This window comes from Phyllobacterium zundukense (assembly GCF_002764115.1).
Taxonomy (GTDB): Bacteria; Pseudomonadota; Alphaproteobacteria; order Rhizobiales; family Rhizobiaceae; genus Phyllobacterium; species Phyllobacterium zundukense.
This window is the reverse complement of the sequence record NZ_CP017945.1, coordinates 75,537-98,132: the sequence shown is the minus strand read 5'-3', so window position 1 is coordinate 98,132 and position 22,596 is coordinate 75,537. Positions and strand designations below refer to the sequence as shown.

Sequence of the window (22,596 nt, the reverse complement as noted above, 5' to 3'; positions counted from 1 at the left end):
GAATCTTTGATTCATGGTGCGGGATCCTCCGCGTCGAGTTTGAGGTCGCCTCGATCCGCCAGCACGATCGCGGTACGGGCAATGGCACGCCGCGCTTCCGTCACGGCATTGGAATTGATATTGGTCTGGCTGGAGAGCTCCGTTTCCACCATCCGGCGTCCGCGGGTCGACAGCGACTGGAGGATGAGTTCCTGCAATTGCGGTTCACAGCCATGCAGGGCGGTCGTGACGACATCGGTCTGGATTTCGTCGAAAAGTACGAGCCGCGCGCGCTGGGAAATGCGCGCAATGTCCTCGAAGGTGAAGAGCTTGGCCTTGATCTTGGCGAGATCATCTGCGCCAAGATCGGTGAGGCCGGCCAGGACTTCATCGCTCTCGGATTTATCGAGCTGATTGATGATATTGGCGATGGTCCCATGGTGGCTCTTTTCGGAACTGGTATTGTCCTTGCCGGTGACTTCGCGCTGGAGGATCGTCTCCAGCATCGTCGATATGGCTGGCTCAACCTTGCGGATGTGCAGGGTGCGCTGGATGATGGCGCTGCGCTCCGATGAACCGAAGCGGATCAGGAGCTTTGCCGCAATATCCGAGGGCAGGCGGGAGATGACATAGGCGGTGACCTGCGGGTGCTGGGCAACCAGGTAGCTGTGAAGGACGTCGGTTGGTATGCGTGGAAGCTGATCCCATACCGACTCTTGCGTCAGCAGTTCGGGACGTCGGTTCTCAATTACCGCACTGGCATCTTCCGCCGAAAGCGTCTCGCGCAGCAGTCCCTCAAAGCGTATTCCGGCCTCCGAGACCGGTGCGCCGTCGGCAAAGGCATTCTCGAATTGTTTCACGAGCTCCTCGAAATCACCCGGCGTAATCGGCTCGAGCTTGCGTGCATGCCCGGCCAGCGAACGCAGATCATCAGCATTGAAATGTTTGAGAAGCCGCGACGCGGATGGCCGCCCGATCGCCACGAGCAAAGCCGCCACTTTTTCTGGACCTGACAGGTCCTTGATGGCGCTTGGACTTTGAGGTGTTTCTTGATCGCTCATGCGGCCCGGCTTCTAAAGGGTTGTGAAGTGTAAACGGATATAGTCTCGCTCAGACGCCGCTGCCGATAACCTCGGTCAAACTGACACCGAAGCGGGAGGAGTCGTCCTCGAGAACGATCACCTCGCCGCGGGCAATGACGCGACCATTCACGACGATATCGACCGGGTCGCCGATCTGCTTGTCCAGTGTGACGACCGCGCCGCGGCCGAGCTTCATCAGATTGGCGACGGGCATAGACGTACTTCCGAGGACCACCTGAACATCCACGGGAATGCCCATGATCAGATCGATGTTCGGCTTCGACCCTTGCGGCTTGCGATTGGGCTGAGGATTGTCACGCTTCAGATCTTCGATAGCTTCGTTAAGCTCGTCTTCGATCGAATTCTTGTCGGAAATGGCCATGGTCTAGGGTCCCGGGAAAAGGTTTTAAAGGACGGCGCTTGCCACATCGGCAGAGCGGACGATGCGGTTGACGAACACGGGGAGGGGCTTTGCCGGAACGCCGGGTTGTGTTGGCATAACAGGTGCGGCCTGGGAGACAAACACTGGCGCCGCTTGCCTTGGCGCTGCGCTTTGCGTCGAGGCTGCTGCCGGGAAAGGCACTACATTCTCGTTGAGATCTATCTTCGCGCGCTTGACCAGATCAATGGCCTTGGTGATTTCTGACCGGGCCCGGTCAGAATCCTTCAGCCTGGCTTCAAGGCGGACACTCTCATCGCGGCAGGTTTCCCGCTCGGTTCGCAGAACCGACAAGGCTTGCTCGAGGCTGGCCGCTGAACCGGCCACCTGCTGCGCGACAGTGCGGCTCATCGCCATCAGACGATTGGCTTTGCGCAGGGCCGTAAAGAAGACAAGGAGCGACGCTGCGGTCAGCGCTAGCGAAAAAAGATTAACCAGCAGCAAGCTCATCGAGCAAGTCCTCTTCTTCGTTGATAGGATCGGTGATCCGCACGGTAAAAGCACTGCCGGCCTTGCCAAGACGACATTTGTAAAGCGATTGTTTGCCGCTGCGCAGGCGAACCTGATCGATTGCATCCTTTGGCAAATGCAGCACCTGGCCCGGCTTGAGCAGCGCGATCTGCTCCAGCGTCATCGATCCCTGTTGCAGATAGGCTTCGATATCGATGTGAGCGCGGCTGACTTCCAGACGAAGTTTCTTTGCCCAAGCCGGATCGGAATGATGTGCCGGCTGACGAAGCAATCGCGCAATGGCATCCTGCATTGGTCGGAAACTCGAGCGCGGCAGCAGGATCAGGATCTGACCTGAACGGCCAGCAGCTTTCAGCGTGATCGCGCAGCAAATCATGCGTGTTTCAGTGATTGTGTTGGGCGCGAGATGCGCGGCTTCGACGAGATCGCCAATCTGAAACAACGGCTCGTTCCCGCCGGCGAACATGTGGTCGAGCGAGGCTGTCACATCGGCAAAGATCTGCCGGGCAATTCCGAGATCGACGGTTGTCAGCGGCCTGCTCGCGGCGCCGGTCTCGTGACTGGCGCCCGAACCGAAAAGCGCTTCGATGCCGCAATCGACAAAGCTGCGATCCGCAATGAGAAGCAGCCGGGATCCCCATTTGGCAACCGGAACCATGCCGACAAGACCGGACCGATGCAGCGTGTCGGCAATCTCGTCTTTCTCCAGCGATTCAATGCGGACGAATTCCGCACCAACTGCAACGTCGGTCTGCGCCGCGACTTTCGCACCGAATGACGCCGCGAGATCGCGGAAGACTGCTTCCAGCGATTTGAGATCGTCGACCGACATGCCTGCAGCACGCAGGATGCTTTCAGCGAGTACATCGGGTCGTTTCTGTTCAGTCTCGACGTCCATGGGTTCTAAGCCGCCTGTTGTATCGGAACGGTCGTGAGTGTTTCCTGCTCGACCACATCAATCGATGGACGGTCATAGGCGGAAATGGTCTTGCGGCCATATTCGAGCGCGATCTGGGGCAGGGCGCCATTCATGTAGGCAAGCAATGTCTGCTTGACGACCATGTAGAGGCGGTTCTGCTTTTCGCGGGTCGTCTTGATCTTGGTGGCGATCGGGCCGACGACGCCGTAGGAGAGGAAAATACCTGCAAAGGTTCCGACGAGTGCCGCACCGATCAGGTGTCCGAGAATCTCCGGCGATTCATTGAGAGCACCCATTGCCTTGATGACCCCAAGGACCGCCGCGACAATACCGAGCGCCGGCAGGCCTTCGGAAACGCTGACCATCGCATGATAGGGCTTCAGCTTGTCGCGGGAGATGGTGTGGATTTCCTCATCCATCAATGCCTCGATCTCATGTGAGCGCGCATTGCCGATGATGATGAGCCGGCAATAGTCGCAGATGAAATGTGTCAGGTCGTGATTTTTCAGCACGCTCGGAAAAGTCTGGAAAATCGCCGACTCGGTCGGATTGTCGATGTGGACCTCAACCTCGTTGCGCGATTTGGCGCGCAATTCGCGCATCAGGGCGTAGAGGACGCCGAGGACGTCAAGATAGTCCCGCTGCTTGGGGATCTTGTTGGTGAAGGCTTCCATGCAGGCGCGGCCGGTATCTTTGACGGCAGAAAACGGATTGGCCACCAGGAATGTGCCGAGCGCCGAACCGCCAATAATGACGAATTCCCATGGCTGCATGAGAACCGAGACGTGGCCGCCCATGGCGATAAAACCGCCAAGCAGACATCCCATCGTCACAACCAGTCCAACAAGAATACCCAAGACGCTCTCCTGCACATTTGCCAGCATTGCAGGGCTAGCAGCGTCGGCTTGTGTGAACCTTGCAGAAAGCGCGCCAAACTGGAGGCCCAAGCCAGGAGGGTCGTGCCGCTTGAAGCTGTCACTCAATTCATGATCGACAGCTTCAGGCAAGCTTGATTTGACACAGATGGGACAAACGCTTCGGGAAAGGCGCATCATGATCAATACAATGACGAGCTACCGCTTGATTGCTGCGGATTTGCCGCGCTCACTCGCCCGCGTCGCCAAGGAGCCGGTGGTGCAGCGCGACAGCGACTATTACCTGAAGAACATCGGCAATGTGAAGACAATCGATGACTTCATGAAGGACACCAAACTTTACAACTATGCCCTGAAAGCCTTTGGCCTTGATAATATGGCCTATGCCAAGGCCTTCATTCGCAAGGTGCTGACGGAAGGTGTTACGGATAAGAACAGCTTTGCCAACAAATTGACCGATACGCGTTACAAGGAATTTGCCGCCGCCTTCGATTTCGCCAAACTGGGTGACAAGGCGACCAGCCAGCCGGGCGTGCTCCAGCCAGTCGTCGACAAATATGTCCGTCAAACGCTGGAGGTTGAGACCGGACAGCAGAACGACGGGGTTCGGCTCGCCCTTTATTTCGCGCGCAAGGCACCAACAATAACCAGCGCTTATCAAATTCTTGGCGACAAGGCGCTGCTGGAAGTGTTTCAGACAACGTTCTCCATCCCGGCGGCGACATCCAATATGGACATCGACCGGCAGGCGAAGATGGTCGAGGAAAAGCTTAATCTCGCCGATCTGAAAGACCCGAAGAAGCTTGACAAGCTGATGACCCGCTTCACTGCCATGTACGAGCTGAAAAACCCTTCAACGGCAACCAGCATCCCTTCGATGTTGATCGGCGGATCGACGACGATCGGCATCGCGGACAGCATTCTAACAACCTTGCAATCCTTCAAGTTGGGCGGACGCTGATGGAAAATTCGATTTATGTAGGACTCTCCTCGCAAATCTCGCTGGAGCGACGCCTCGATGTCTTGGCTCAGAATGTGGCCAATATGTCGACTCCGGGCTTTCGCGCCACGGGAATGAAATTCGAGACCATGGTGTCGAAGGCTGCGGAAGATTCGAGCTTTGTCTCGGCGGGGCAAAGCTATATCAAGACCGAGGCAGGACCGATCACCCAGACCGGCAATCCGCTGGATGTCGCCGCCAAGGGCGACGTGTGGTTCGCGCTTCGGTCGCCCGCCGGTCAGGTCTATACACGCGACGGGCGCATGCAGATGTCGACGACCGGCGAATTGCTGTCGGTCAAGGGATATCCCATTCTGGATGCGGGGGGGCAGCCGCTGACGATCGATCCGAATGGCGGACCACCGGAAATTTCATCGGATGGCGCTGTTTATCAGAACGGCCGGCAATTGGGCGCAATCGGGCTTTTCACCATCAGTCCCAATGCCAAGCTCACCTATTTCGACAATTCTGCAGTAATTCCAAGTGTCGCTGCGCAGCCGGCCCTGGATAATCCGAATGCAGGAGTCATCCAGGGTTCAATCGAAGGCTCGAATGTTGACGCCATCAGTGAGATGACGCGCCTGATGAGCGTGACGCGCGCCTTCGAACGTGTTGATGCACTGCTTCGCGGTAATGAGAATGCCTACACTGAAGCGATCAAGACACTCGGATCGAAGACGTGACGGATCAATCACTCGCAATTTCCATCCACGAGCATGCCGGTTGATCATGCAGGCTCTTGAAACGGCTTTGCAGACGATGAGCAGCAGGACAGGCAGTCTTGAGGCGCTGGCAAGACTGGTCTCGCAGATCGGCCAGGAACGTGCGCCGGTCGTGGTGGGCGGCTATGTCAATGAAGTTTCGCGCTCGGCAATGGGTGTTCGCGGGATTTCGGACAGGGTACAGCTCGGCGATATGGTGATGATCCGCTGCGATAATCGGCTCCACCCGGCCGAGGTCGTCAGGCTCGAACAGGCAAGGGTACTGGTCAAGCCGTTTGATGACCGCATCATGCCGCCCCTTGGAACACCTGTCTTTCCCGACGGGCCATTTCGGATTGCCCCTGCACCTGACTGGAAGGGCAGGGTGATCAATGCGCTTGGCGCGCCACTCGACGGCAAGGGGCTCCTGTCGGCGGGAACCGACCCGAAGCCGGTCGATTGCCCTGCACCGTCTGCCATGGATCGAAGCCGGGTGGAGACAGGACTACGCACTGGCGTCAATGTAGTCGATGTGTTCGTGCCAATGTGTTTTGGCCAGCGTATGGGCGTCTTCGCCGGGTCGGGTGTCGGCAAGTCAACGCTCCTCGCCATGATGACCAAAGCCACTGATTTCGACACCGTGGTGCTAGCGCTGACCGGTGAGCGCGGGCGAGAAGTGCGGGACATGCTTGAAGACACCATGGCGGGCAAACTCGACAAGACGATTGCTGTCATTGCCACCGGCGACGAAAGTCCGATGATGCGCCGGCTTGCACCCAATTCCGCAACCGCCATTGCCGAGTATTTTCGCGATCGCGGCGACAACGTCCTGCTGATTGTTGATTCAATTACTCGCTTTGCGCACGCCGCGCGCGAAATCGCCATTGCCGCAGGAGAGCCGCCCGTTTCACGCGGCTATCCACCGAGTGTCTTCAGCCAGCTTCCTCGGCTGCTGGAGCGAGCAGGGCCCGGCCTCGCGGGTGGCGGTACGATCACCGGTATCTATGCCGTTCTCGTTGACGGCGACGATCACAATGATCCCGTGTCGGATGCCATCCGCGGTACCCTGGATGGCCATATCGTGCTCGAGCGCGGCATTGCTGCGCAAGGCCGGTTCCCCGCCGTCGATATTCTGGGCTCGATCTCGCGTCTTGCCCAGCACAACTGGACGTCGGAACAGGCCAAGCTCGTGACAAGTTTGCGTGGTCTGGTCGCGCGTTTCGAGGAAACCCGGGACTTGCGGATGATCGGCGCTTACCAGGCCGGGAGCGATCCCCTCATCGATCAGGCAGTCAACCTTGTCCCGCTCATCTATGACGCCATGCAACAGACGCCTGCTTCGCCGCTCGCCCAGGATCCGTATAGCGATCTTGCCGCGGCGCTCAGACCAAAGGAGCCATCGTGACCAAAAAGCAACCCGCGCCGGGTAAATCTTCCGTTGCAGTGGCCGCAGTTGTATCCCGACCGCGCGACAAGCGCTTCGATGGCTATCTGAAGGGAGCGGGCCTCTTTCTCGCGACCATCTGCGCTGTTCTGCCATTTGTCATGTACTACGACATTCTCGAAGCACGGCCAAGGCCGCCGGCATCGGGCAAGGAGGTGCGTGACCCGCTCGATCGGACGAACCAGAAAGTCGTACGCGCGACTCACGGCAACCAGGGCTCGTCCCTGCATCAGAGGCGAGGTGAAGATCTTGATCTGATGACCACGGCAACAACTTCAGAGCAGACAGCAGACAGGCTGGCGCGCATCGAAGAAGCCAGCAAACAGCCATTCCCGGGAAAGCCGGTGTTCCTGGTGCGCGAAATCGTCGGCGGGCTGGTCATGATCGAAGACGAAACCGGCTACTGGTTTGTCGAAAAAGGCTCGACACTGCCGGATGGCAGCAAGCTTGTTGCGATTGAGCGCGGCAATGATCAAGGCAGCTGGCAGATCAAGACGTCAGACGGGGATGTGATCAACCGCACGAACTGATTTTGCCGGCGGGCAAATGACTCTCGTTCTGGACATAAGTTCGGAAGCTGATCACGCCGCAAGTCTCACGCAAGTTTGACGGCATAGGTTAAGGCCAGATTAATCGGGTCAGACGTGCGAGGAAAGACATGCAGGGAATCCATCTGTTCGATCTGGCGTCGCGTCAGGCTGAGTGGCTTTCGGTGAGACAGGCAGCAGTCTCGGGAAATGTGGCCAACGCCAATACGCCGGCTTTCAAGGCACGCGACGTCGAGCCGTTCAAGGACGTGCTGGAACAGACACAGCTGACCATGGCAGCAACCAATCCGAAACATCTCGAAATCGACGCCTCCGGCATTGCGGCAACTGCTCTGCGCAAGGATGCCGTGACCGAACAGAATCATTCGAAGAACACGGTCAGCCTCGAAGCGGAAATGGTGAAATCCGGCGAGATCAATCGCCAGTTTGCGCTCAACACCAGCATCGTGAAGGCGTTTCACCGCATGATGCTGTCAGCTGTGAAGGGCTAAGGGCATGTCCGATCCGCTACAAGCCGCCCTCAAGGTTGCAGCCTCCGGTCTCTCTGCGCAATCGACGCGTTTGCGCATCGTGTCGGAAAACCTTGCCAACGCCCAGTCGACCGGCAAGACGGCGGGCAGCGATCCTTACCGCCGCAAGACCGTGTCCTTTGCTACCGAGCTTGATCGCAGCACCGGCGTTGAAACCGTGCGGATTGCGGAAGTTGGCAAGGATATCTCCGACTTTACCGAACAGTATGACCCGAGCCATCCGGCAGCGGATGCCAGGGGCTATGTGAAATATCCCAATGTCAACATGGTCGTCGAAATGGCGGACATGCGTGAAGCCAATCGCTCCTATGAAGCCAATCTCCAGGTGGTCAAGCAAGCACGCGAACTGATTGCGATGACTGTCGATCTTTTGAGGAATTCCTGATGATAGACCAACTTCTCAGTGTTTCCACCCGCAACGCCCTTTCGAAGCTGTCGGAGACCGTAAACCAGGGTACCGCTGCAGCCTCGCCGGCTGCTGCCACCGGTCAGCCCTCCTTTGACAATGTCCTGTCGCAGCTGGCGGGATCGGTCAGCGGCAAGCTTGAAAGTGCCGAAGCGGTTTCGATGAAGAGCATGACGGGCGATGTGCCGACCCGCGACGTGGTCAATGCGGTCATGGATGCGGAGCAATCGCTGCAAACGGCAATCGCCATCCGTGACAAGATCGTTCAGGCCTACCTCGAAATCAGTCGCATGCCGATTTAAGGAATCTCAATGAAAGCGCTCACCATCGCTGCCACCGGCATGAACGCCCAGCAGCTCAATCTGGAAGTGATTGCCAACAACATCGCCAATATCAACACGACCGGTTACAAGCGCGCCAAGGCCGAGTTCTCGGATCTTCTGTATCAGGCGGAGCGCACCGCAGGCGTGCCGAACGCAGCGAACCAGAGTGTCATTCCGGAAGGGGCGATGGTCGGACTTGGCGTACAGACGGCAGCCGTGCGCAACCTGCACATTCAGGGCGCGCTCAATCAGACGGGCAACCCGTTCGACGTGGCCTTGGTCGGCCGCGGCTGGTTTCAGATCCAGAATGCGGCGGGAGACACTCTCTACAGCCGCGCCGGTGCGTTCAACACTAACGGCACGGGGCAATTGGTGACGCTGGACGGCAACCTCGTCGAGCCAAATATTGTCGTCCCAACCGACGCGATCGAAGTCAAGATCACTGAAAGTGGCCAGGTCTTTGCCAAAATGTCGGATCAGACCCAGCTCTTGAATCTTGGCCAGCTGCAAATTGCCAATTTTGCCAATGAGGCTGGCCTGGAACCGCTCGGGGACAATCTCTTCCGCCAGACCGATGCCTCCGGCGATGCCGTTGTGGGTGTCCCCGGCGATCCCGGTTTTGGGACCTTGAAGCAAGGTTATCTCGAGAGCTCCAACGTCGATCCGGTCAAGGAAATAACCGATCTGATCACGGCCCAGCGGGCCTATGAAATGAATTCCAAGGTTATTCAGGCCGCCGACGAAATGGCCGCCGTCGTTTCGAAGAACCTGCGCTAAGGATTTGATGATGGCGGCAACATACCGGGGTAAGACGATCATCCGCATATTGGCGCTTGCCATATGCATGCTACCCTTTGCATTTGCCGCCCATGCAGACCGGATAGCTTTCCTCGTTCCGTCGCAGATTATTTATCCTGGCCAGACCATTGGCAATGCGGGACTTCAGGAAAAGTTCTTCACCATCAAGGCGAGTGCGGCAGGTCAATACGTCATGTCCGCTGAACAACTCGTCGGCAAGGTCGCGCGCAGAACGCTCTTGCCGGGACAGCCGATTCTAGTCACGGCGGTTAACGAGCCTAACCTGATCCAGCGCGGTGTGCCTGTAGCGCTGGTGTACAACACGGGAGCGCTGGTCATCACCGCCAAGGGCATACCGATGGAACCTGGACGTTCCGGCGATTTCGTCAAGGTACGAAATATCGACAGCGGCATCATTGTATCAGGCACAGTCCTGGCCGACGGTAGCATCCAGGTCGGGATGCAATGATGCGTCTTGCCGCTGCCCTTTGTCTGATGTTTCTTGCGGGAACGGCCGTCGTCCACGCAGCCGAATCGTCTCCCAATGCCAAGGATTTTCGCACGCCTGCTGAAGCGCAGGCTGCCTGGCGAAAGGCTGAGCGGGAGGCCGATGACGGACGGTGGGGTGGTGCCGCGTCGCCCTTGGGGGAAGGCGGAGCGATCGCACGCCTGAAGGACATCGCCAACATACAGGGCGTCCGTGAAAACCAGCTGGTTGGGTACGGTCTTGTCATTGGTCTCAATGGGACGGGCGACAGTCTGCGGAGCGCGCCCTTCACCGAACAGTCCTTGCGCGCCATGCTGGACAATCTTGGCATCAGTCCGCCGCCAGGCGCTTCTCGTGTGAAGAATGTTGCGGCGGTGATCGTCACCGCCAATCTGCCGCCCTTCGCCGGACGCGGCTCCCGCATCGATATCACTGTTTCCTCGCTGGGTGATGCGACATCATTGGCGGGTGGAACTCTGGTCATGACGCCGCTGGCGGCTGCGGATGGGCAGACCTACGCGGTGGCGCAGGGCAATATGATCGTCTCCGGCTTCACCGCATCAGGCGATGCCTCCACCCTGACGCAGGGTGTTCCCACAAGCGGCCGCATTCCGAACGGAGCGCTCGTTGAAAAGGAAGTGACCGGAAATTTTGGTCAGGATGAACTTGTCGTCGAGCTGCGGGAACCCGATTTCACCACCGCAGTGCGCATTACCGACACGATCAATGCCTTTGCCAAGCGGCGCTACAACCAGCCGGTGGCCAAGGAACGCGACTCCAAGTCGATCCGGCTGCGCAAGCCAAAGAACATTTCTGCGACACGCTTTCTTGCCGAAATCGAGGGCTTGCCGGTGGTGACAGATGAAGTGGCGCGGGTCGTTGTCGATGAGCGCACCGGGACAGTTGTCATCGGCGAGAAGGTGCGGATCTCGCGGGTGGCGATCAGTCATGGCAGCCTGTCGGTCCGCGTGACTGAAACGCCGACGATCGTTCAGCCTGAGCCCTTTTCAGATGGCGTCACAGCGGTCGAGCCGAACACGGCAATCGAGGCCACGCAAACGTCGAACATCGGCCTCCTCGGCGGAACGGATCTCGAGAATCTCGTCAAGGGCCTGAACCAGATCGGCGTGAAGCCGCAAGGTATCATTGCCATCCTGCAAGGCATCAAGACAGCGGGCGCCCTGCATGCGGAACTGGTGGTCCAATGAGCACGGCAATACGCATGAAGAAGGTCATCAGAGTGAGTTGCGCCGTCTTCGCCTTCAACTCGGCGCTGCTTTTCCCGATCGCCTATGGGCTTACGCAGGAAGCAACGCCCAAGGATGAGACAGGTCAGGAAATCGATCGTTATTGCACCAACATCACCGACAAGGCGACGGACGCACGCTATGCCATGCAGACGCGCGAACTCGCACAGCTTCGTGCGGATATCGACAGCCGCATCGAGCAGCTTGATGCCAAGCGCAAGGAATACGAGGTCTGGCTGAAGCGACGTGATGAATTCATGGACAAGGCCGAGGATTCGCTTGTCGGCATCATTTCCAAAATGCGTCCGGACGCTGCCGCGGCACAGATGGCGTTGCTCGGCGACGAGGCTGCGGCGGCGCTGTTGCTGAAGCTCAATCCACGCGTATCCAGCGTCATCTTGAACGAGATGCCCGCCGAGAAATCGTCCCGGCTTGCCCGGGTCATTGTGGGATCACGTGTCGTTCCAGCAACAGAAAGAACCGCCCAATGAAAAAAGCGGCACCCTCGATGGTCCTTGTCAGTGTTCTCGCTCTCTCGGGATGCGCAGACAATTTTCGCGATCTGAATCGTGCGCCGGCTATGTCGCCGGTCGGTGCCGGTGTCGGATACTCCTTCAGTGTTTCGGACCCGGCCTATTATCCGACGCAGCCCCGGCCGCAGAAGTATTCGCTGTGGCCTGCCCAGCAGGTCAGTTTTTTCCGCGACCCGCGCGCGAGCAATCCGGGCGACGTGCTCACCGTTGTCATCAGGATCGACGAAGAGGCAAAATTCGACAACAAGTCCAACCGGTCGCGTGTTTCATCGCAGGTCTATGGCGCGACGGCTGATATCAGCGGCAGCGGAATTTCGGGCGGTGATATTGCTGGCAATCTGGATCTGAATTCGGACAGCAGTTCCAAGGGCGAGGGCAAGATCGAGCGATCCGAGAAGATCGATCTGCGGGTTGCGGCGATCGTCACCAACATCCTGCCGAACGGCAATCTGATCATCCAGGGATCGCAGGAGGTCCGCGTCAACAACGAATTACGTATTCTTAATGTTGCAGGCGTTGTGCGGCCTCGGGATATTTCCGGTTACAATACGATTTCGTACGAAAAGATCGCGGAGGCGCGCATTTCCTATGGCGGGCGTGGACGCCAGAGCGAGGTGCAGCAACCGCCGTGGGGGCAGCAGGTCCTCGACACCGTTGCACCGTTCTAAGAGAGGCGAGGAAGATGAGCAGCCTTGCCGAAGACACACCATCGCAGCCGAAAGGCCCGTCCACCGTGGCCTTGATCGCCGTCGTGGCGATGCTAACCCTCGTCGCTGCGGGCGGTGGATGGTTCCTTGGTGGTCAGCTGGGCCTGACCACGCATGGCGGCGGCACAGCCTCGGTGGAGGCTCCCAGGAAAAAACCGGGCGAAGAAATGCCTTCGGGAAGCGTCGTACCGCTCAAGCCGATCCTCACCAATATAAAGTTGCCGCAGGACGTGTGGATCAGGCTGGAAGCCGGCGTCGTTGCACGGCCCGGCGAAAAAATATCGGATGATCTTGCTGCGATGATCGGCGGCGATTTCATGGCTTTCCTGAAGACAGTTAACCTGATGCAGCTGCGTGGTCCGGCCGGGCTTGAATATCTGAGGATGGATCTCCAGGAGAGGGCGGTCATGCGCTCCGAAGGCAAGATCGAGAAAGTGTACATCTGGGCGCTGGTGATGGAATGAAACGACGTCTTCTGACACCCGCGCTGTTTCTTGCCTTCAGCGGTACGGCCTTGGCACAAACCTCCTTGCTCGAAGGTTTGATCCCGCCGGGAAGCGCCTCGACCAGCGGCCAGATCATCCAGATGCTGGCGGTGCTCACGGTTCTTTCGATAGCGCCGGGCCTGTTGATCATGGTGACGAGTTTTACGCGCTTCGCCATCGCTTTTTCTATGTTGCGTGCAGGACTTGGTCTTCAGACCACACCGGCCAATCTGGTCATGATCAGCCTCGCCCTGTTCATGACATTCTATGTGATGGCGCCCGTCTTCGACCGGGCCTGGCAAAATGGTGTTCAGCCGCTCGTCAACAATCAGATCACGCAGGACGTTGCGATCAACGAGATCATGACGCCATTTCGCGAATTCATGCTGCGGCAGGTGCGCGACAAGGATTTGCGTCTGTTCGAGGATCTGGCGGATGAATCCTTTCGCACCAAGGCCAATGAAGTGGTTGACATGCGCATTCTTGTTCCGGCCTTCATGATTTCCGAACTGCGCCGCGGCTTCGAGATCGGCTTTCTGATCGTCCTGCCCTTTCTGGTGATCGATCTGATCGTCGCGACCCTCACCATGTCCATGGGTATGATGATGCTGCCGCCAACGGTCTTGTCACTGCCATTCAAGATCCTGTTTTTTGTGCTGATCGATGGCTGGAATATTCTGGTCGGAAGCTTGATACGCTCGTATTCTTAGCACAAAACCCTACATCCTAAGTCGAATTGAAAGTTGAGTACGTGTCGATTTAACATCGGCGTATAACGGGTCGCGATATTTAAGGCGCTAGGCATGAGGCCGCTCCGTTATACCGGCCGATCCGGTATGTCCCTGCCATATTTTTCAAGGGATTATTTCATGTCCAGTATTTTGACCAATGCGTCGGCAATGACCGCGCTTCAGACACTTACAGCCACCAACAAGAAGCTCGCTACGACCCAGACCGTATCTCAACCGGCCTGCGCGTTTCTGAAGCTTCGGATAATGCTGCCTATTGGTCGATCTCGACCACAATGCAATCAGACAACAAAGCTCTATCGGCGGTTACGGATGCGCTTGGGCTTGGGACAGGCAAGGTTGATACTGCGTATACAGCTATTAACGTCGTCAAGGATGCCGTGGACGAAATCAAAAAGAAACTGGTAGCCGCCAAAGGTGCCAGCCTGGAGGATCAACAGAAACTCCAGACGGAGATCAAGGCCTACCAGAACATTATTAAGTCGGCCGTGACAAATGCCAATTATGCCGGTTCGAATCTGCTGCAGAACGACGGGACTGCCACCTCTGATCTAAAAGTGACCGCATCCTATAACCGCGTTGGTACAACGGTAACCATAGATACGATTAACGTTGCAGCGGCCGATACCCAGATCTTGGACGTCGCCGGGACCGGAGGCATCGTCGGCGGCCTTCTTGCTACAACGTTTTTTGACTCCAGCACCACCCGGCTCGACGACGCCGCAGTCATGACAGCAATTGAATCGGTCGAAACCGCTCTTGCGAAGCTTTCTACGGGCGCTGCCATTCTCGGAGCTGCCAAAAACACCATCACCCTTCAGACGAGCTTTATCTCCAAGCTGAGCGATGCGATCGACCGGGGCGTGGGCGCTATGATCGATGCGGACATGAATGCAGAATCTGCGCGTTTGTCGGCTCTCCAAGTTCAACAGCAACTCGGTGTGCAGGCTTTGTCGATCGCTAATTCCAACGCCCAGAATATTCTGGCGCTGTTCCGCAACTAACCAGCGTCAATATCAATCCAATGTGAATTGGGCCACGCGCGAGCGTGGCCCTTTTTTTGATTTGTGCCACCGAGCCGTAGTTCAAATTTTGCATCACATAAAAAGCGAAGCCCCTTGTTATTAAAACAGTAATACTTTAGTCGTACTCATCACAACCGTGACGGGTTGTCGTTGAGACAACAGGCATCATGCCGCCCCGTCAGACCGGTGAAAACCCGGTATGTCCCATCAAAGTATCTCATTAGGGACTCTCTCAAAATGGCTAGTATTCTTACAAACACGTCTGCAATGACGGCTCTCCAGACGTTGAAGCAGACCAACGCAAATCTGGCAACAACGCAGGACCGTATCTCCACCGGCCGCAAGGTCAATACAGCATCGGACAACGCTGCTTATTGGTCGATCTCGGTTGGCATGCAGTCGCAGAGCAAGACAATCTCCGCTGCGCAGGAAGCGCTCGGCGTTGGTAAGGCAGTCGTTGACACCGCTGTTACCGGTCTCGAAGAGTCGATCAAAATCGCCGAGCAAATCCAGGCGAAGCTTGCTACGCTTAACAGCCCCGGCGTTGATAACGCGATTGTTAATGCTGACGTTGCAGAACTGAGCGCGCAGATCGTTGACATTGCAAAGTCTGCTTCGATCGAAGGCAAGAACCTTCTGTCGACAGCCGGCACTGCCGTTACGATCACGACCGGTTACACCTCCGCTGCCGGCGGTGGTACAGCTGCCCTCAACACCATGGCAGTTGCCAAGTATGACCTCGAAGCCGCCTTCACGACAGCACCAGCGACGGCAATGGCTGCGGAAACCACGATCATTGCCATGCGTGCAGCCGCTGCTACGCTCGGTTCCAAGGCAAGCCGTATCGAGTCGCAGACTGCTTTCAACAGTAAGCTGATCGATGCCATCGACCGTGGCGTTGGTGTCCTCGTCGATGCTGACATGAATGCAGAATCGGCTCGTTTGTCGGCTCTTCAGGTACAGCAGCAGCTCGGTGTTCAGGGCCTCTCGATTGCTAACTCCAGCAATCAGAGCATCCTGTCGCTGTTCCGCGGCTAATAATTTAGATCCTTCGGGATTCAAATTCGGGCCACGCTTCGCGCGTGGCCCTTTTTCGTTCCGTCACGCCAGCTGCTTGCGGCGCTCTAACTTCGCGCAAGCTTCGTCCTCTATGGTTCCATTACGGATCGTGGTGGGAATTGATGGAAAAGAACGTAAGACAAACATTCGAGCAGCTTTCGGCAGCCCTGAAAAAGCTCGGCGCGCGGCGGCTCATTGCCCTTGGTATCATCGGCGTCACATTGTTCAGCGCCATCCTCGTTTCGAGCTTCTATCTCAATCGCCCTCAATACGAGACGCTATACGTTGGCCTTAGCCGTGATGACATTAATCGCATGGGCATGGCGCTCGGCGAAGCGGGCATCCCATTCGACGTCAAGTCGGATGGTACTTCAGTTCTCGTGCCATTCGGCAAGGCTGATCAGGCGCGCATGTACCTGGCGGAAAAGGGACTTCCAACAAGCAACAATGCCGGCTACGAGCTCTTCGACAACATGGGCTCGCTGGGCCTCACATCGTTCATGCAGGAAATTACCCGCGTTCGTGCCCTCGAAGGCGAGATCGCCCGGACGATCCAGGCCATTCGTGGCATCAAGGCCGCGCGTGTTCACATTGTTCTGCCCGAGAAAGGCAGTTTCCGCCGGGGCGATCAGGCACCATCGGCGTCGGTCGTCATTCGCACGGAAGGCGATTTTGCGATGGAATCCGCCCAGTCGATCCGCCAGCTCGTTGCTGCCGCGGTCCCGCAGCTGAGCGCTACCGAGGTCACCATCCTCGACACCTATGGCCGCCTTCTCGCTTCCAAGGATGACGGCACGAATGCCGGCGCGGTGATGTCGGCGACGCTCGAGCAAAATGTCTCGGCGTCCGTGGACGACAATATCCGCAAAGCTCTTGCCCCCTATCTTGGTGTTGGCCATTTCCAGACCAGCGTGCAGGTTGCACTTGATACCGACCGGCGCCAGACCAATGAAACCGTGTTCGATCCGGAATCGCGCGTGGAACGATCGGTGCGGGTGGTGCGCGAGAGCGGCGACTCGAAAAACTCGACCAGTGACAATGCAACGGGTGTCGAACAGAACATCCCGCAGGAAGAGATCGCGAGCAAGAACGGCGACAGCTCGACGGAAAAGACCGACAAGCGCGAAGAACTGACCAATTACGAGCTCAATTCGAAGACAGTCTCCACAACGAGTGACAGCTATCAGATCAAGCGCCTGTCGATTGCTGTGGTCATTGATCAGGCGCGGCTGCTGGCAACCGCCGGTGTTACACCCGTACCGGATAAATTTGTCGAGCAGCAGATCGCCAAGATCACGGAACTCGTGGCGACAGCTGCCGGGCTCGATCAGAAACGGGGCGACGTCATCAACGTGACGGCAGTCAACTTCATGGAAGCCGATGACGAACAAATGCAGCCGACCGCAACGCCCGTGTCGGAAATGATCGTCCGTCAGGCTGGCAGCTTCGTCAACGCGGCTGCGCTGATCGGAGCGGTCGTGCTGGTCATCTGGTTCGGCGTTCGTCCACTGATGCGTGAAATGGGCAAGCCTCAGGAGGTGCCGCAGATCGCTGCAGGATCGGACGTCACAATCCAGAACCTAGCCAGCGCGACCAGTCTTCCTGCCGTGCCGCCCGCCCGTATGGAGCACAGCCTGCCCTATGACGATCTCAGCGAGCTCAGACGGCGCATGCGTGTTCCGGCTCAGAATCGCCTGGAACAGATGATCGACATGGATGAGGAGCGTGTGGCGGCGATCCTGAAACAATGGGTCCACGAGGCAGCGTGATGGCCGCACGATCCATTGCCAGCATGCTGACGGACTTCACGCCAAAACACGTGCCAGCGGACCGCGTCACGGTTTTCACCAGTGCGGGTAAGGAACGGACCGATCCCCCTGAGGAGCCGATCGAGCCGTTGGAAGATATTGTCGATATCATCGACTACGAGTTGAAGGTCAAGGAGGCCTTTGCAGCGGGACGCGAGTCGGGGCAATCGGAGGCTGCCGTACTGTTCGAGGCCGAGAAAATTCGACTTGAGCGCGAATTCCAGGAACAGCTGGCCGCAGCGGATGCCCAGTTTCTGGAGCAGACCGGTGCCCGCATGGCAGCGCAGATCAGCGATGGTCTGGCTGCCATGGCGGCCGAACTTTCTGGTTCCCTCGCAGCGGTCCTGGCCCCATTGGTCGAAGAGAGTCTGCGGGAGCGGGCAATCGCCGGTTTTGTCAGCGAAGTGGGGCGGCTGACCAAGGGGCTTGAAGGCACGGCTGTTGATGTGAGTGGCCCCCGGCATCTACTCGAGGCGTTGCGCAAACAGCCGGAGATCGACTCGATACGCTTCACTTTCACCGAAGCGCAGCAAGCGGAACTGTCGTTGAAACTGGATGACGCGGTGGTCGAGACGCGGCTGGGCCGACTGATCGACGCGTTGAAGGATCTAAACCGATGAACATCGACCCCGAAACGCACCGCGAGATCGTCATCGTCCGCCGTGGCCGCGGCGACGGCGAGGAAGGGCACCACGGCGGTGTCTGGAAAATCGCCTATGCCGACTTCATGACCGCCATGATGGCGTTCTTTCTCGTCATGTGGCTCATCAATGCGGCGAACGAGGAAACGAAAGCGGCCGTTGCCAGCTATTTCAACCCGGTCAAGTTGATGGATCGGCAGTCGCGGCCGAAGGGCATCGAGGAAACAGAAAACGAGGAAGGCAAGGTTCGTTTCGAAAGCCCGGAATCAACTGACCCTGAGACGAAGAGCGCGCGCAACGAAAAGCAGATGGAGCCTGTGCCGGAAAAGGAAGAACGGCAAATCTTCAAGGACCCCTATGCAGTGCTCGCTGAAATCGCCACGGATTCCGGTGTCCTGCAAAACAGGTCGGCGAAAGGTGATGGCGGTTCCAGTCAGGCTGGTCCCTCGACCGGGGCCGAGGGTGGTGATGCCTATCGCGATCCTTTCAATCCGAATTATTGGTCCACACATGTCGAGGACGAGATTTTCCCGCTGACGGCAAGTCCAGCCGTTGCACCTCCCTCGCAGGACCAGACGACCAAGCAGCAAGCGGGTGAAGGAGGCAATGCTGAAGCTCAAGCGCAACAGGCGGCCCTGGAGAAACGGATAACCGCTGGCGAGCCCATGGCTGAAACGAAAGCCGCTGCGGCGGAGGATGCCAAGTCTGCGGACAAAAAGACATCGGCGGAAAAGGATGCAAAGCCGGACGCAGCGCAGATGGCTTCAGCGCGCGAGCTTGCTGCGGAAATCTCCAAGAAAACCGGTGCTGCCAACGAAGAAAAGGCACCCGACATCACGGTAGTACCCACCGAAGATGGTGTTATGATCCAGCTCACCGACAAGGTCGACTACGGCATGTTCGCCATTGGATCCGCCAAGCCCGACAAGCGTGTCGTGCAGGTGCTTGACGAGATCGCCAAGATCATTGCGACCCGCAAGGGTGATGTGATCATCAGTGGCCATACGGATGCTCGGCCATTCAAGAGCGAGACCTATGACAACTGGCGCCTGTCTTCCGCGCGGGCGCACATGGCCTATTACATGCTGACCCGGGGCGGACTTGACGCCAAGCGTATCCTGCGTGTGGAAGGCTATGCCGACCGTGATCCCAAGATTCCGGCCGATCCTTATGCGGCTCAAAACAGACGTATCGACATCTTCCTCAAGACGGCTTCCAGATGATGACACGGCGATATATCCGGTGGTTATTTTTCGGGTTTATCAGCCTTCCGCTGGCGACGGCGCGGGCCGATATGCCATCGCCGGAGCCCTATCTTCTGGTACGGTCCATGCGCATGCTGCAGGACCAGGTGGCATCCGGAAAGCCGGAGGCGCTGCCGATGCTGAACCGCGTCCTTGGCCATATTGCCGATCAGCTTGCGTCAGCCAAGCCCGAGGTCTGGCAAAAGCCGGCCAATGCCTACGCTATTTTCGTCTACCTGCTCAACGGCGGCAATCCGCAGGTTGTGCGGAACATTCTGACTTCGGCCAAGCTGGACCGGATCAGCCCAAAGCTGATTGCAGGATCATTGGCCTATGCCGATGGTGATTCCGTTCGCGTCGTCGAAAATTTTACTGAACAGCTGCCTGCCGATGTACCAAGCGAACTTATCGCGTCGATTTACCTGGTAACCGCAACACAGTTCGCTGCCATTGATGCACAAACAGCACTCAAGCGGCTGGACTACATTCGCCTCACTGTACCGGGGACGCTGCTCGAAGAGGCAGCGCTGCGACGCGGATTGATGATTGCGGCGCGTCTCGGTGACAAGGACAAGGTAAGGTTGCTTGCACGCAACTATTTGCAGCGCTTTGCTCTTTCTCCTTATTCCGAGGATTTCTTCCGTCAGCTTGTCGATGCATTGATGGAGATAAAGGGCAAGATCAGCAATGAGGAGATCGAGGAGATCGCGTCCCTCGCCTGGCCGGGAGCCCGGTTGCCATTTTATCTACGCATTGCCCGGGGTGCAATCGTGAGCGGAGATCTGCAACGTGCGCGTTTTGCGTCGGAACGTGCTGACGCGCTGGCAGTTGCGCTCAAAGCGGACGACACGCAGGCCAAGCTTTATCTGGCGATCAGCAATGTCGGTTCGGATAAAACCGGTGACGCCAAATTCATGCTTTCGAAGTTGCCGAAAGAGCGCCTGCACGATCGCGATATAAAACTGCTGGAAGCAGCAACGGCAATGGCCGGAAGAATCCTCGCCCAGCCGATACCGGGGCTGGATACGCCGCAAAAGGCCGCAGTCAAAAGCGATCCTGTATCCGCCGGGACACCTGCCAGGGTCGATCCGATGCCAGTTGAGCAGGCGGATCCCATGATCGATGAGACACGAAAGAAACTCGACGCCATTGATGCGCTTCTCGGGAAGGCCAGAAAATGACCATTGGAGCTGATATGCCTCTCAGATCGCGGTTTGATGCGCTTGTCCGTGACAAGGGCAAAGACGATCACACGCCTGATCAAAAGTCGGCGAGGGGAAAGGATACCCCCACGGATTTCAAGTCCATGGTGAAGGCCGCAGCGCCAAAGCTGAAGCTCGACAAAGACGATACGACGCTGGAAGAAGAGTCTGGAGACGCTGTTGAGTCGGACAAGGACAAGGATATTCCCGCCTCAGCTCCCTCGGACGCGTTCGGGCAGGCGATTCTTGCCTTCGAACAACTGCTTGAGCGGCAGCGAAGGGAAAACGGCGATCAGAAGCAACCTGCCAGCGAGCCCAAGGTACTGCCGGAGGGTGACACAGTCGCGGCATCTGTCGAAATCGGTGCGCCGACCGGTCTTGAGAGCGAACAGCACCACCCGGCATCCGCGCCGGACGAGAAGACTGAACGGCAATCGGTACGGACAGCAAAAATGACTGTGGAATTTGGCGCCTCGGTTGCACAAACCGGTCAGGCACCGATCAAACAGGACCCGGAATCGAAACCAGTCGTGGAACAAAGCGTTCCATCCGCCGAAGCCCCAAAAAACAAGGCAGTGACCAAGGTCGCAGTTGAGAAGCCCTCGTCGCCAGTTGCAGACGCGGCAACTTCTACGTCTTCTCTATCGGTACAGGCGGAAGCAAAACTGGGTGCAACGGCGCCAAGTAACGGGCCGCCAGTGCAGACTGCCCGCCCCCATGTCACCGGCGTCCTGGTCCTTTCCGAGCGTGCTGGTGGAGCTACAAAGACCCTGGTGATCCAGTTGCAGCCAATCGAACTCGGAACGGTTACCGCCCGTATGCGCCTTACTCCCGAAGGCATGCATATCCAGCTCATGGCTGAAAACAAGGAGATGGCGGAACATCTCGACCACGACGCACTTGGCAAAGCCCTGCAGCGAGCGGGCGTCGCGGATGATGCTTCCTCGGTCACCATTTCGGTTATCGATCGCTCCAGTGCCTCCTCGAACGCGCAGACGGGACAGCAGAGTTTGACCGGGCAGGAGCAACAGGCGAGCGGGCAGGCACATTCCGGTTTTCAAGGAACACCGGGCGAGCGCTCAACCAGCCAGCAGCCTTTTGGAGAAGTCAAACCGGATGATCGCGAGGAAGTATCTGCAAAAGCCGAAGTGGAAAATCGCTCTTCTCGCGGTCTGGTTGTTTAGCGCTTTCCTTGCAACCCAGCCCGCTTCTGCGGAAAATCTCTGCGAACGAGAAATGCATCGTGCCTCGACAAAATACGATATTCCGACAGGCATTCTCTATGCGGTTGGTCTGACCGAGACCGGCCATAAGGATTCGCTCCAGCCATATGCGATGAACATCGAGGGCAGGGCTGTATTCATGCCATCCGCTGCCGCCGCGGTGGTCAAATTCAACGAGGTACATTCACAGGGAGCAAAGCTGATTGACCTCGGATGCATGCAGATCAATCACTATTTTCACGCCAGCGCTTTCTCCTCGGTAAGTGCAATGTTGGACCCCGCAACCAATGTGGATTACGCCGCGCGATTCCTGAAGCAGCTCCGCAAGCGCGAAGGGAGCTGGACCATGGCTGTGGCGCGCTATCACGCCGGGCCAAACAACGATCCGGCACAGAAGCAATATGTTTGCCGGGTAATGGAAAACATGGTGGCCACGGGCTTTGGAAACTGGACGCAAAAGGCGCGGATGTTTTGCGATAAGTGATCGTGTTAATACTTGGTAATAAAACGTGAATTTGCTCGAACGCTCATCATTTGTTAGGCTCAAAGCAATAATACTCCAGCCGCTTGAAACGTGCGCTTGCTCCCCAAAATTGATATCCCCCAAATTATTTAGGACTCCCAATAAATTAGGTGCAATTTATTGGGGATTGTCGCCGAGTCATTCGCCC

General features: G+C 57.5%; 26 protein-coding genes and 1 pseudogene. 22 read left to right on the top strand and 5 right to left on the bottom strand.

Translation table 11 applies throughout. The features are described 5' to 3' along the window. Positions 1-11: 11 nt before the first annotated feature. From BLM14_RS30320 to motA, 5 genes are read right to left on the bottom strand one after another with little or no spacing between them, the layout of a single operon-like run. Positions 12-1,040: a flagellar motor switch protein FliG gene (locus BLM14_RS30320; RefSeq protein WP_100003775.1), complete on the bottom strand. Its 1,029-nt coding sequence runs from the start codon at positions 1,038-1,040 to the stop codon at positions 12-14. A gap of 49 nt (positions 1,041-1,089) precedes the next feature. Beyond that, the gene (gene fliN, locus BLM14_RS30315) at positions 1,090-1,443 is read right to left on the bottom strand and encodes a flagellar motor switch protein FliN (RefSeq protein ID WP_100003774.1); all 354 of its coding nucleotides are present in this window, start codon (positions 1,441-1,443) and stop codon (positions 1,090-1,092) included. A gap of 24 nt (positions 1,444-1,467) precedes the next feature. Next, positions 1,468-1,950 carry a BAB2_0123 family type IV secretion system effector gene (locus tag BLM14_RS30310; RefSeq protein WP_100003773.1) on the bottom strand — a complete coding sequence of 161 codons (483 nt, stop codon included), beginning with the start codon at positions 1,948-1,950 and terminating at the stop codon, positions 1,468-1,470. After that, positions 1,931-2,869, bottom strand: coding sequence for a FliM/FliN family flagellar motor switch protein (locus tag BLM14_RS30305; protein WP_100003772.1), 939 nt, complete (start codon positions 2,867-2,869; stop codon positions 1,931-1,933). Before BLM14_RS30305 ends, BLM14_RS30310 begins: the two co-directional genes overlap by 20 nt. Positions 2,870-2,874: 5 nt before the next feature. Beyond that, complete coding sequence (gene motA / locus BLM14_RS30300; protein ID WP_100003866.1) at positions 2,875-3,747, bottom strand: flagellar motor stator protein MotA; 873 nt, start codon at positions 3,745-3,747, stop codon at positions 2,875-2,877. Positions 3,748-3,943: 196 nt separating this feature from the next. Between motA and BLM14_RS30295 the strand changes: the two genes are divergently transcribed. The 22 genes and pseudogenes from BLM14_RS30295 (at position 3,944) to BLM14_RS30190 (ending at position 22,409) form a co-directional block, all read left to right on the top strand. Then, complete coding sequence (locus BLM14_RS30295) at positions 3,944-4,726, top strand: DUF1217 domain-containing protein (protein WP_100003771.1); 783 nt, start codon at positions 3,944-3,946, stop codon at positions 4,724-4,726. Further along, complete coding sequence (flgF, locus tag BLM14_RS30290) at positions 4,723-5,448, top strand: flagellar basal-body rod protein FlgF (protein WP_100003770.1); 726 nt, start codon at positions 4,723-4,725, stop codon at positions 5,446-5,448. Before BLM14_RS30295 ends, flgF begins: the two co-directional genes overlap by 4 nt. Positions 5,449-5,524: 76 nt before the next feature. Further along, on the top strand, positions 5,525-6,871 hold the full coding sequence (gene fliI, locus BLM14_RS30285; protein ID WP_100003865.1) for a flagellar protein export ATPase FliI: 1,347 nt from the start codon (positions 5,525-5,527) through the stop codon (positions 6,869-6,871). Continuing rightward, positions 6,868-7,440, top strand: coding sequence for a hypothetical protein (locus BLM14_RS30280; protein ID WP_100003769.1), 573 nt, complete (start codon positions 6,868-6,870; stop codon positions 7,438-7,440). Before fliI ends, BLM14_RS30280 begins: the two co-directional genes overlap by 4 nt. A gap of 128 nt (positions 7,441-7,568) precedes the next feature. Next, a complete protein-coding gene (gene flgB, locus BLM14_RS30275) occupies positions 7,569-7,949 on the top strand; it encodes a flagellar basal body rod protein FlgB (RefSeq protein ID WP_100003768.1) in 381 nt (126 codons plus the stop codon). 4 nt (positions 7,950-7,953) lie between these two features. Beyond that, positions 7,954-8,373, top strand: coding sequence for a flagellar basal body rod protein FlgC (gene flgC, locus BLM14_RS30270; protein WP_100003767.1), 420 nt, complete (start codon positions 7,954-7,956; stop codon positions 8,371-8,373). Further along, entirely contained in the window at positions 8,373-8,696 is a 324-nt protein-coding gene (fliE, locus tag BLM14_RS30265) for a flagellar hook-basal body complex protein FliE (protein WP_100003766.1), read from the top strand. Before flgC ends, fliE begins: the two co-directional genes overlap by 1 nt. A gap of 9 nt (positions 8,697-8,705) precedes the next feature. Then, positions 8,706-9,494, top strand: a complete 789-nt coding sequence (gene flgG, locus BLM14_RS30260; protein WP_100003765.1) for a flagellar basal-body rod protein FlgG — start codon at positions 8,706-8,708, stop codon at positions 9,492-9,494. Between the two features lie 10 nt (positions 9,495-9,504). Then, the gene (gene flgA, locus BLM14_RS30255) at positions 9,505-9,984 is read left to right on the top strand and encodes a flagellar basal body P-ring formation chaperone FlgA (RefSeq protein WP_418314295.1); all 480 of its coding nucleotides are present in this window, start codon (positions 9,505-9,507) and stop codon (positions 9,982-9,984) included. After that, the gene (locus tag BLM14_RS30250) at positions 9,984-11,210 is read left to right on the top strand and encodes a flagellar basal body P-ring protein FlgI (protein ID WP_100003763.1); all 1,227 of its coding nucleotides are present in this window, start codon (positions 9,984-9,986) and stop codon (positions 11,208-11,210) included. The genes flgA and BLM14_RS30250 overlap by 1 nt, the downstream gene beginning before the upstream one ends. After that, the gene (locus BLM14_RS30245; RefSeq protein WP_335672100.1) at positions 11,207-11,740 is read left to right on the top strand and encodes a MotE family protein; all 534 of its coding nucleotides are present in this window, start codon (positions 11,207-11,209) and stop codon (positions 11,738-11,740) included. The genes BLM14_RS30250 and BLM14_RS30245 overlap by 4 nt, the downstream gene beginning before the upstream one ends. After that, positions 11,737-12,450 (top strand): flagellar basal body L-ring protein FlgH, encoded by a 714-nt coding sequence (gene flgH, locus BLM14_RS30240; protein WP_100003762.1) that lies wholly within the window; start codon positions 11,737-11,739, stop codon positions 12,448-12,450. Before BLM14_RS30245 ends, flgH begins: the two co-directional genes overlap by 4 nt. A 14-nt stretch (positions 12,451-12,464) precedes the next feature. Next, positions 12,465-12,953 (top strand): flagellar basal body-associated FliL family protein, encoded by a 489-nt coding sequence (locus BLM14_RS30235; protein WP_100003761.1) that lies wholly within the window; start codon positions 12,465-12,467, stop codon positions 12,951-12,953. Next, a complete protein-coding gene (gene fliP, locus BLM14_RS30230; protein ID WP_100003760.1) occupies positions 12,950-13,684 on the top strand; it encodes a flagellar type III secretion system pore protein FliP in 735 nt (244 codons plus the stop codon). The genes BLM14_RS30235 and fliP overlap by 4 nt, the downstream gene beginning before the upstream one ends. 159 nt (positions 13,685-13,843) lie before the next feature. Continuing rightward, positions 13,844-14,727: pseudogene (locus BLM14_RS30225) on the top strand (flagellin N-terminal helical domain-containing protein). Positions 14,728-14,985: 258 nt separating this feature from the next. After that, a complete protein-coding gene (locus BLM14_RS30220) occupies positions 14,986-15,786 on the top strand; it encodes a flagellin N-terminal helical domain-containing protein (RefSeq protein ID WP_100003759.1) in 801 nt (266 codons plus the stop codon). A gap of 143 nt (positions 15,787-15,929) precedes the next feature. Beyond that, a complete protein-coding gene (gene fliF / locus BLM14_RS30215; protein ID WP_100003758.1) occupies positions 15,930-17,576 on the top strand; it encodes a flagellar basal-body MS-ring/collar protein FliF in 1,647 nt (548 codons plus the stop codon). After that, complete coding sequence (locus tag BLM14_RS30210; protein ID WP_100003757.1) at positions 17,576-18,235, top strand: hypothetical protein; 660 nt, start codon at positions 17,576-17,578, stop codon at positions 18,233-18,235. Before fliF ends, BLM14_RS30210 begins: the two co-directional genes overlap by 1 nt. Continuing rightward, complete coding sequence (locus BLM14_RS30205) at positions 18,232-19,479, top strand: MotB family protein (protein WP_100003756.1); 1,248 nt, start codon at positions 18,232-18,234, stop codon at positions 19,477-19,479. The genes BLM14_RS30210 and BLM14_RS30205 overlap by 4 nt, the downstream gene beginning before the upstream one ends. Next, positions 19,476-20,681, top strand: a complete 1,206-nt coding sequence (locus BLM14_RS30200; RefSeq protein WP_100003755.1) for a chemotaxis protein MotC — start codon at positions 19,476-19,478, stop codon at positions 20,679-20,681. Before BLM14_RS30205 ends, BLM14_RS30200 begins: the two co-directional genes overlap by 4 nt. Next, complete coding sequence (locus tag BLM14_RS30195; RefSeq protein WP_100003754.1) at positions 20,678-21,886, top strand: flagellar hook-length control protein FliK; 1,209 nt, start codon at positions 20,678-20,680, stop codon at positions 21,884-21,886. Before BLM14_RS30200 ends, BLM14_RS30195 begins: the two co-directional genes overlap by 4 nt. Further along, positions 21,819-22,409, top strand: a complete 591-nt coding sequence (locus BLM14_RS30190) for a transglycosylase SLT domain-containing protein (protein WP_100003753.1) — start codon at positions 21,819-21,821, stop codon at positions 22,407-22,409. Before BLM14_RS30195 ends, BLM14_RS30190 begins: the two co-directional genes overlap by 68 nt. The last annotated feature ends 187 nt before the right edge of the window (positions 22,410-22,596 follow it).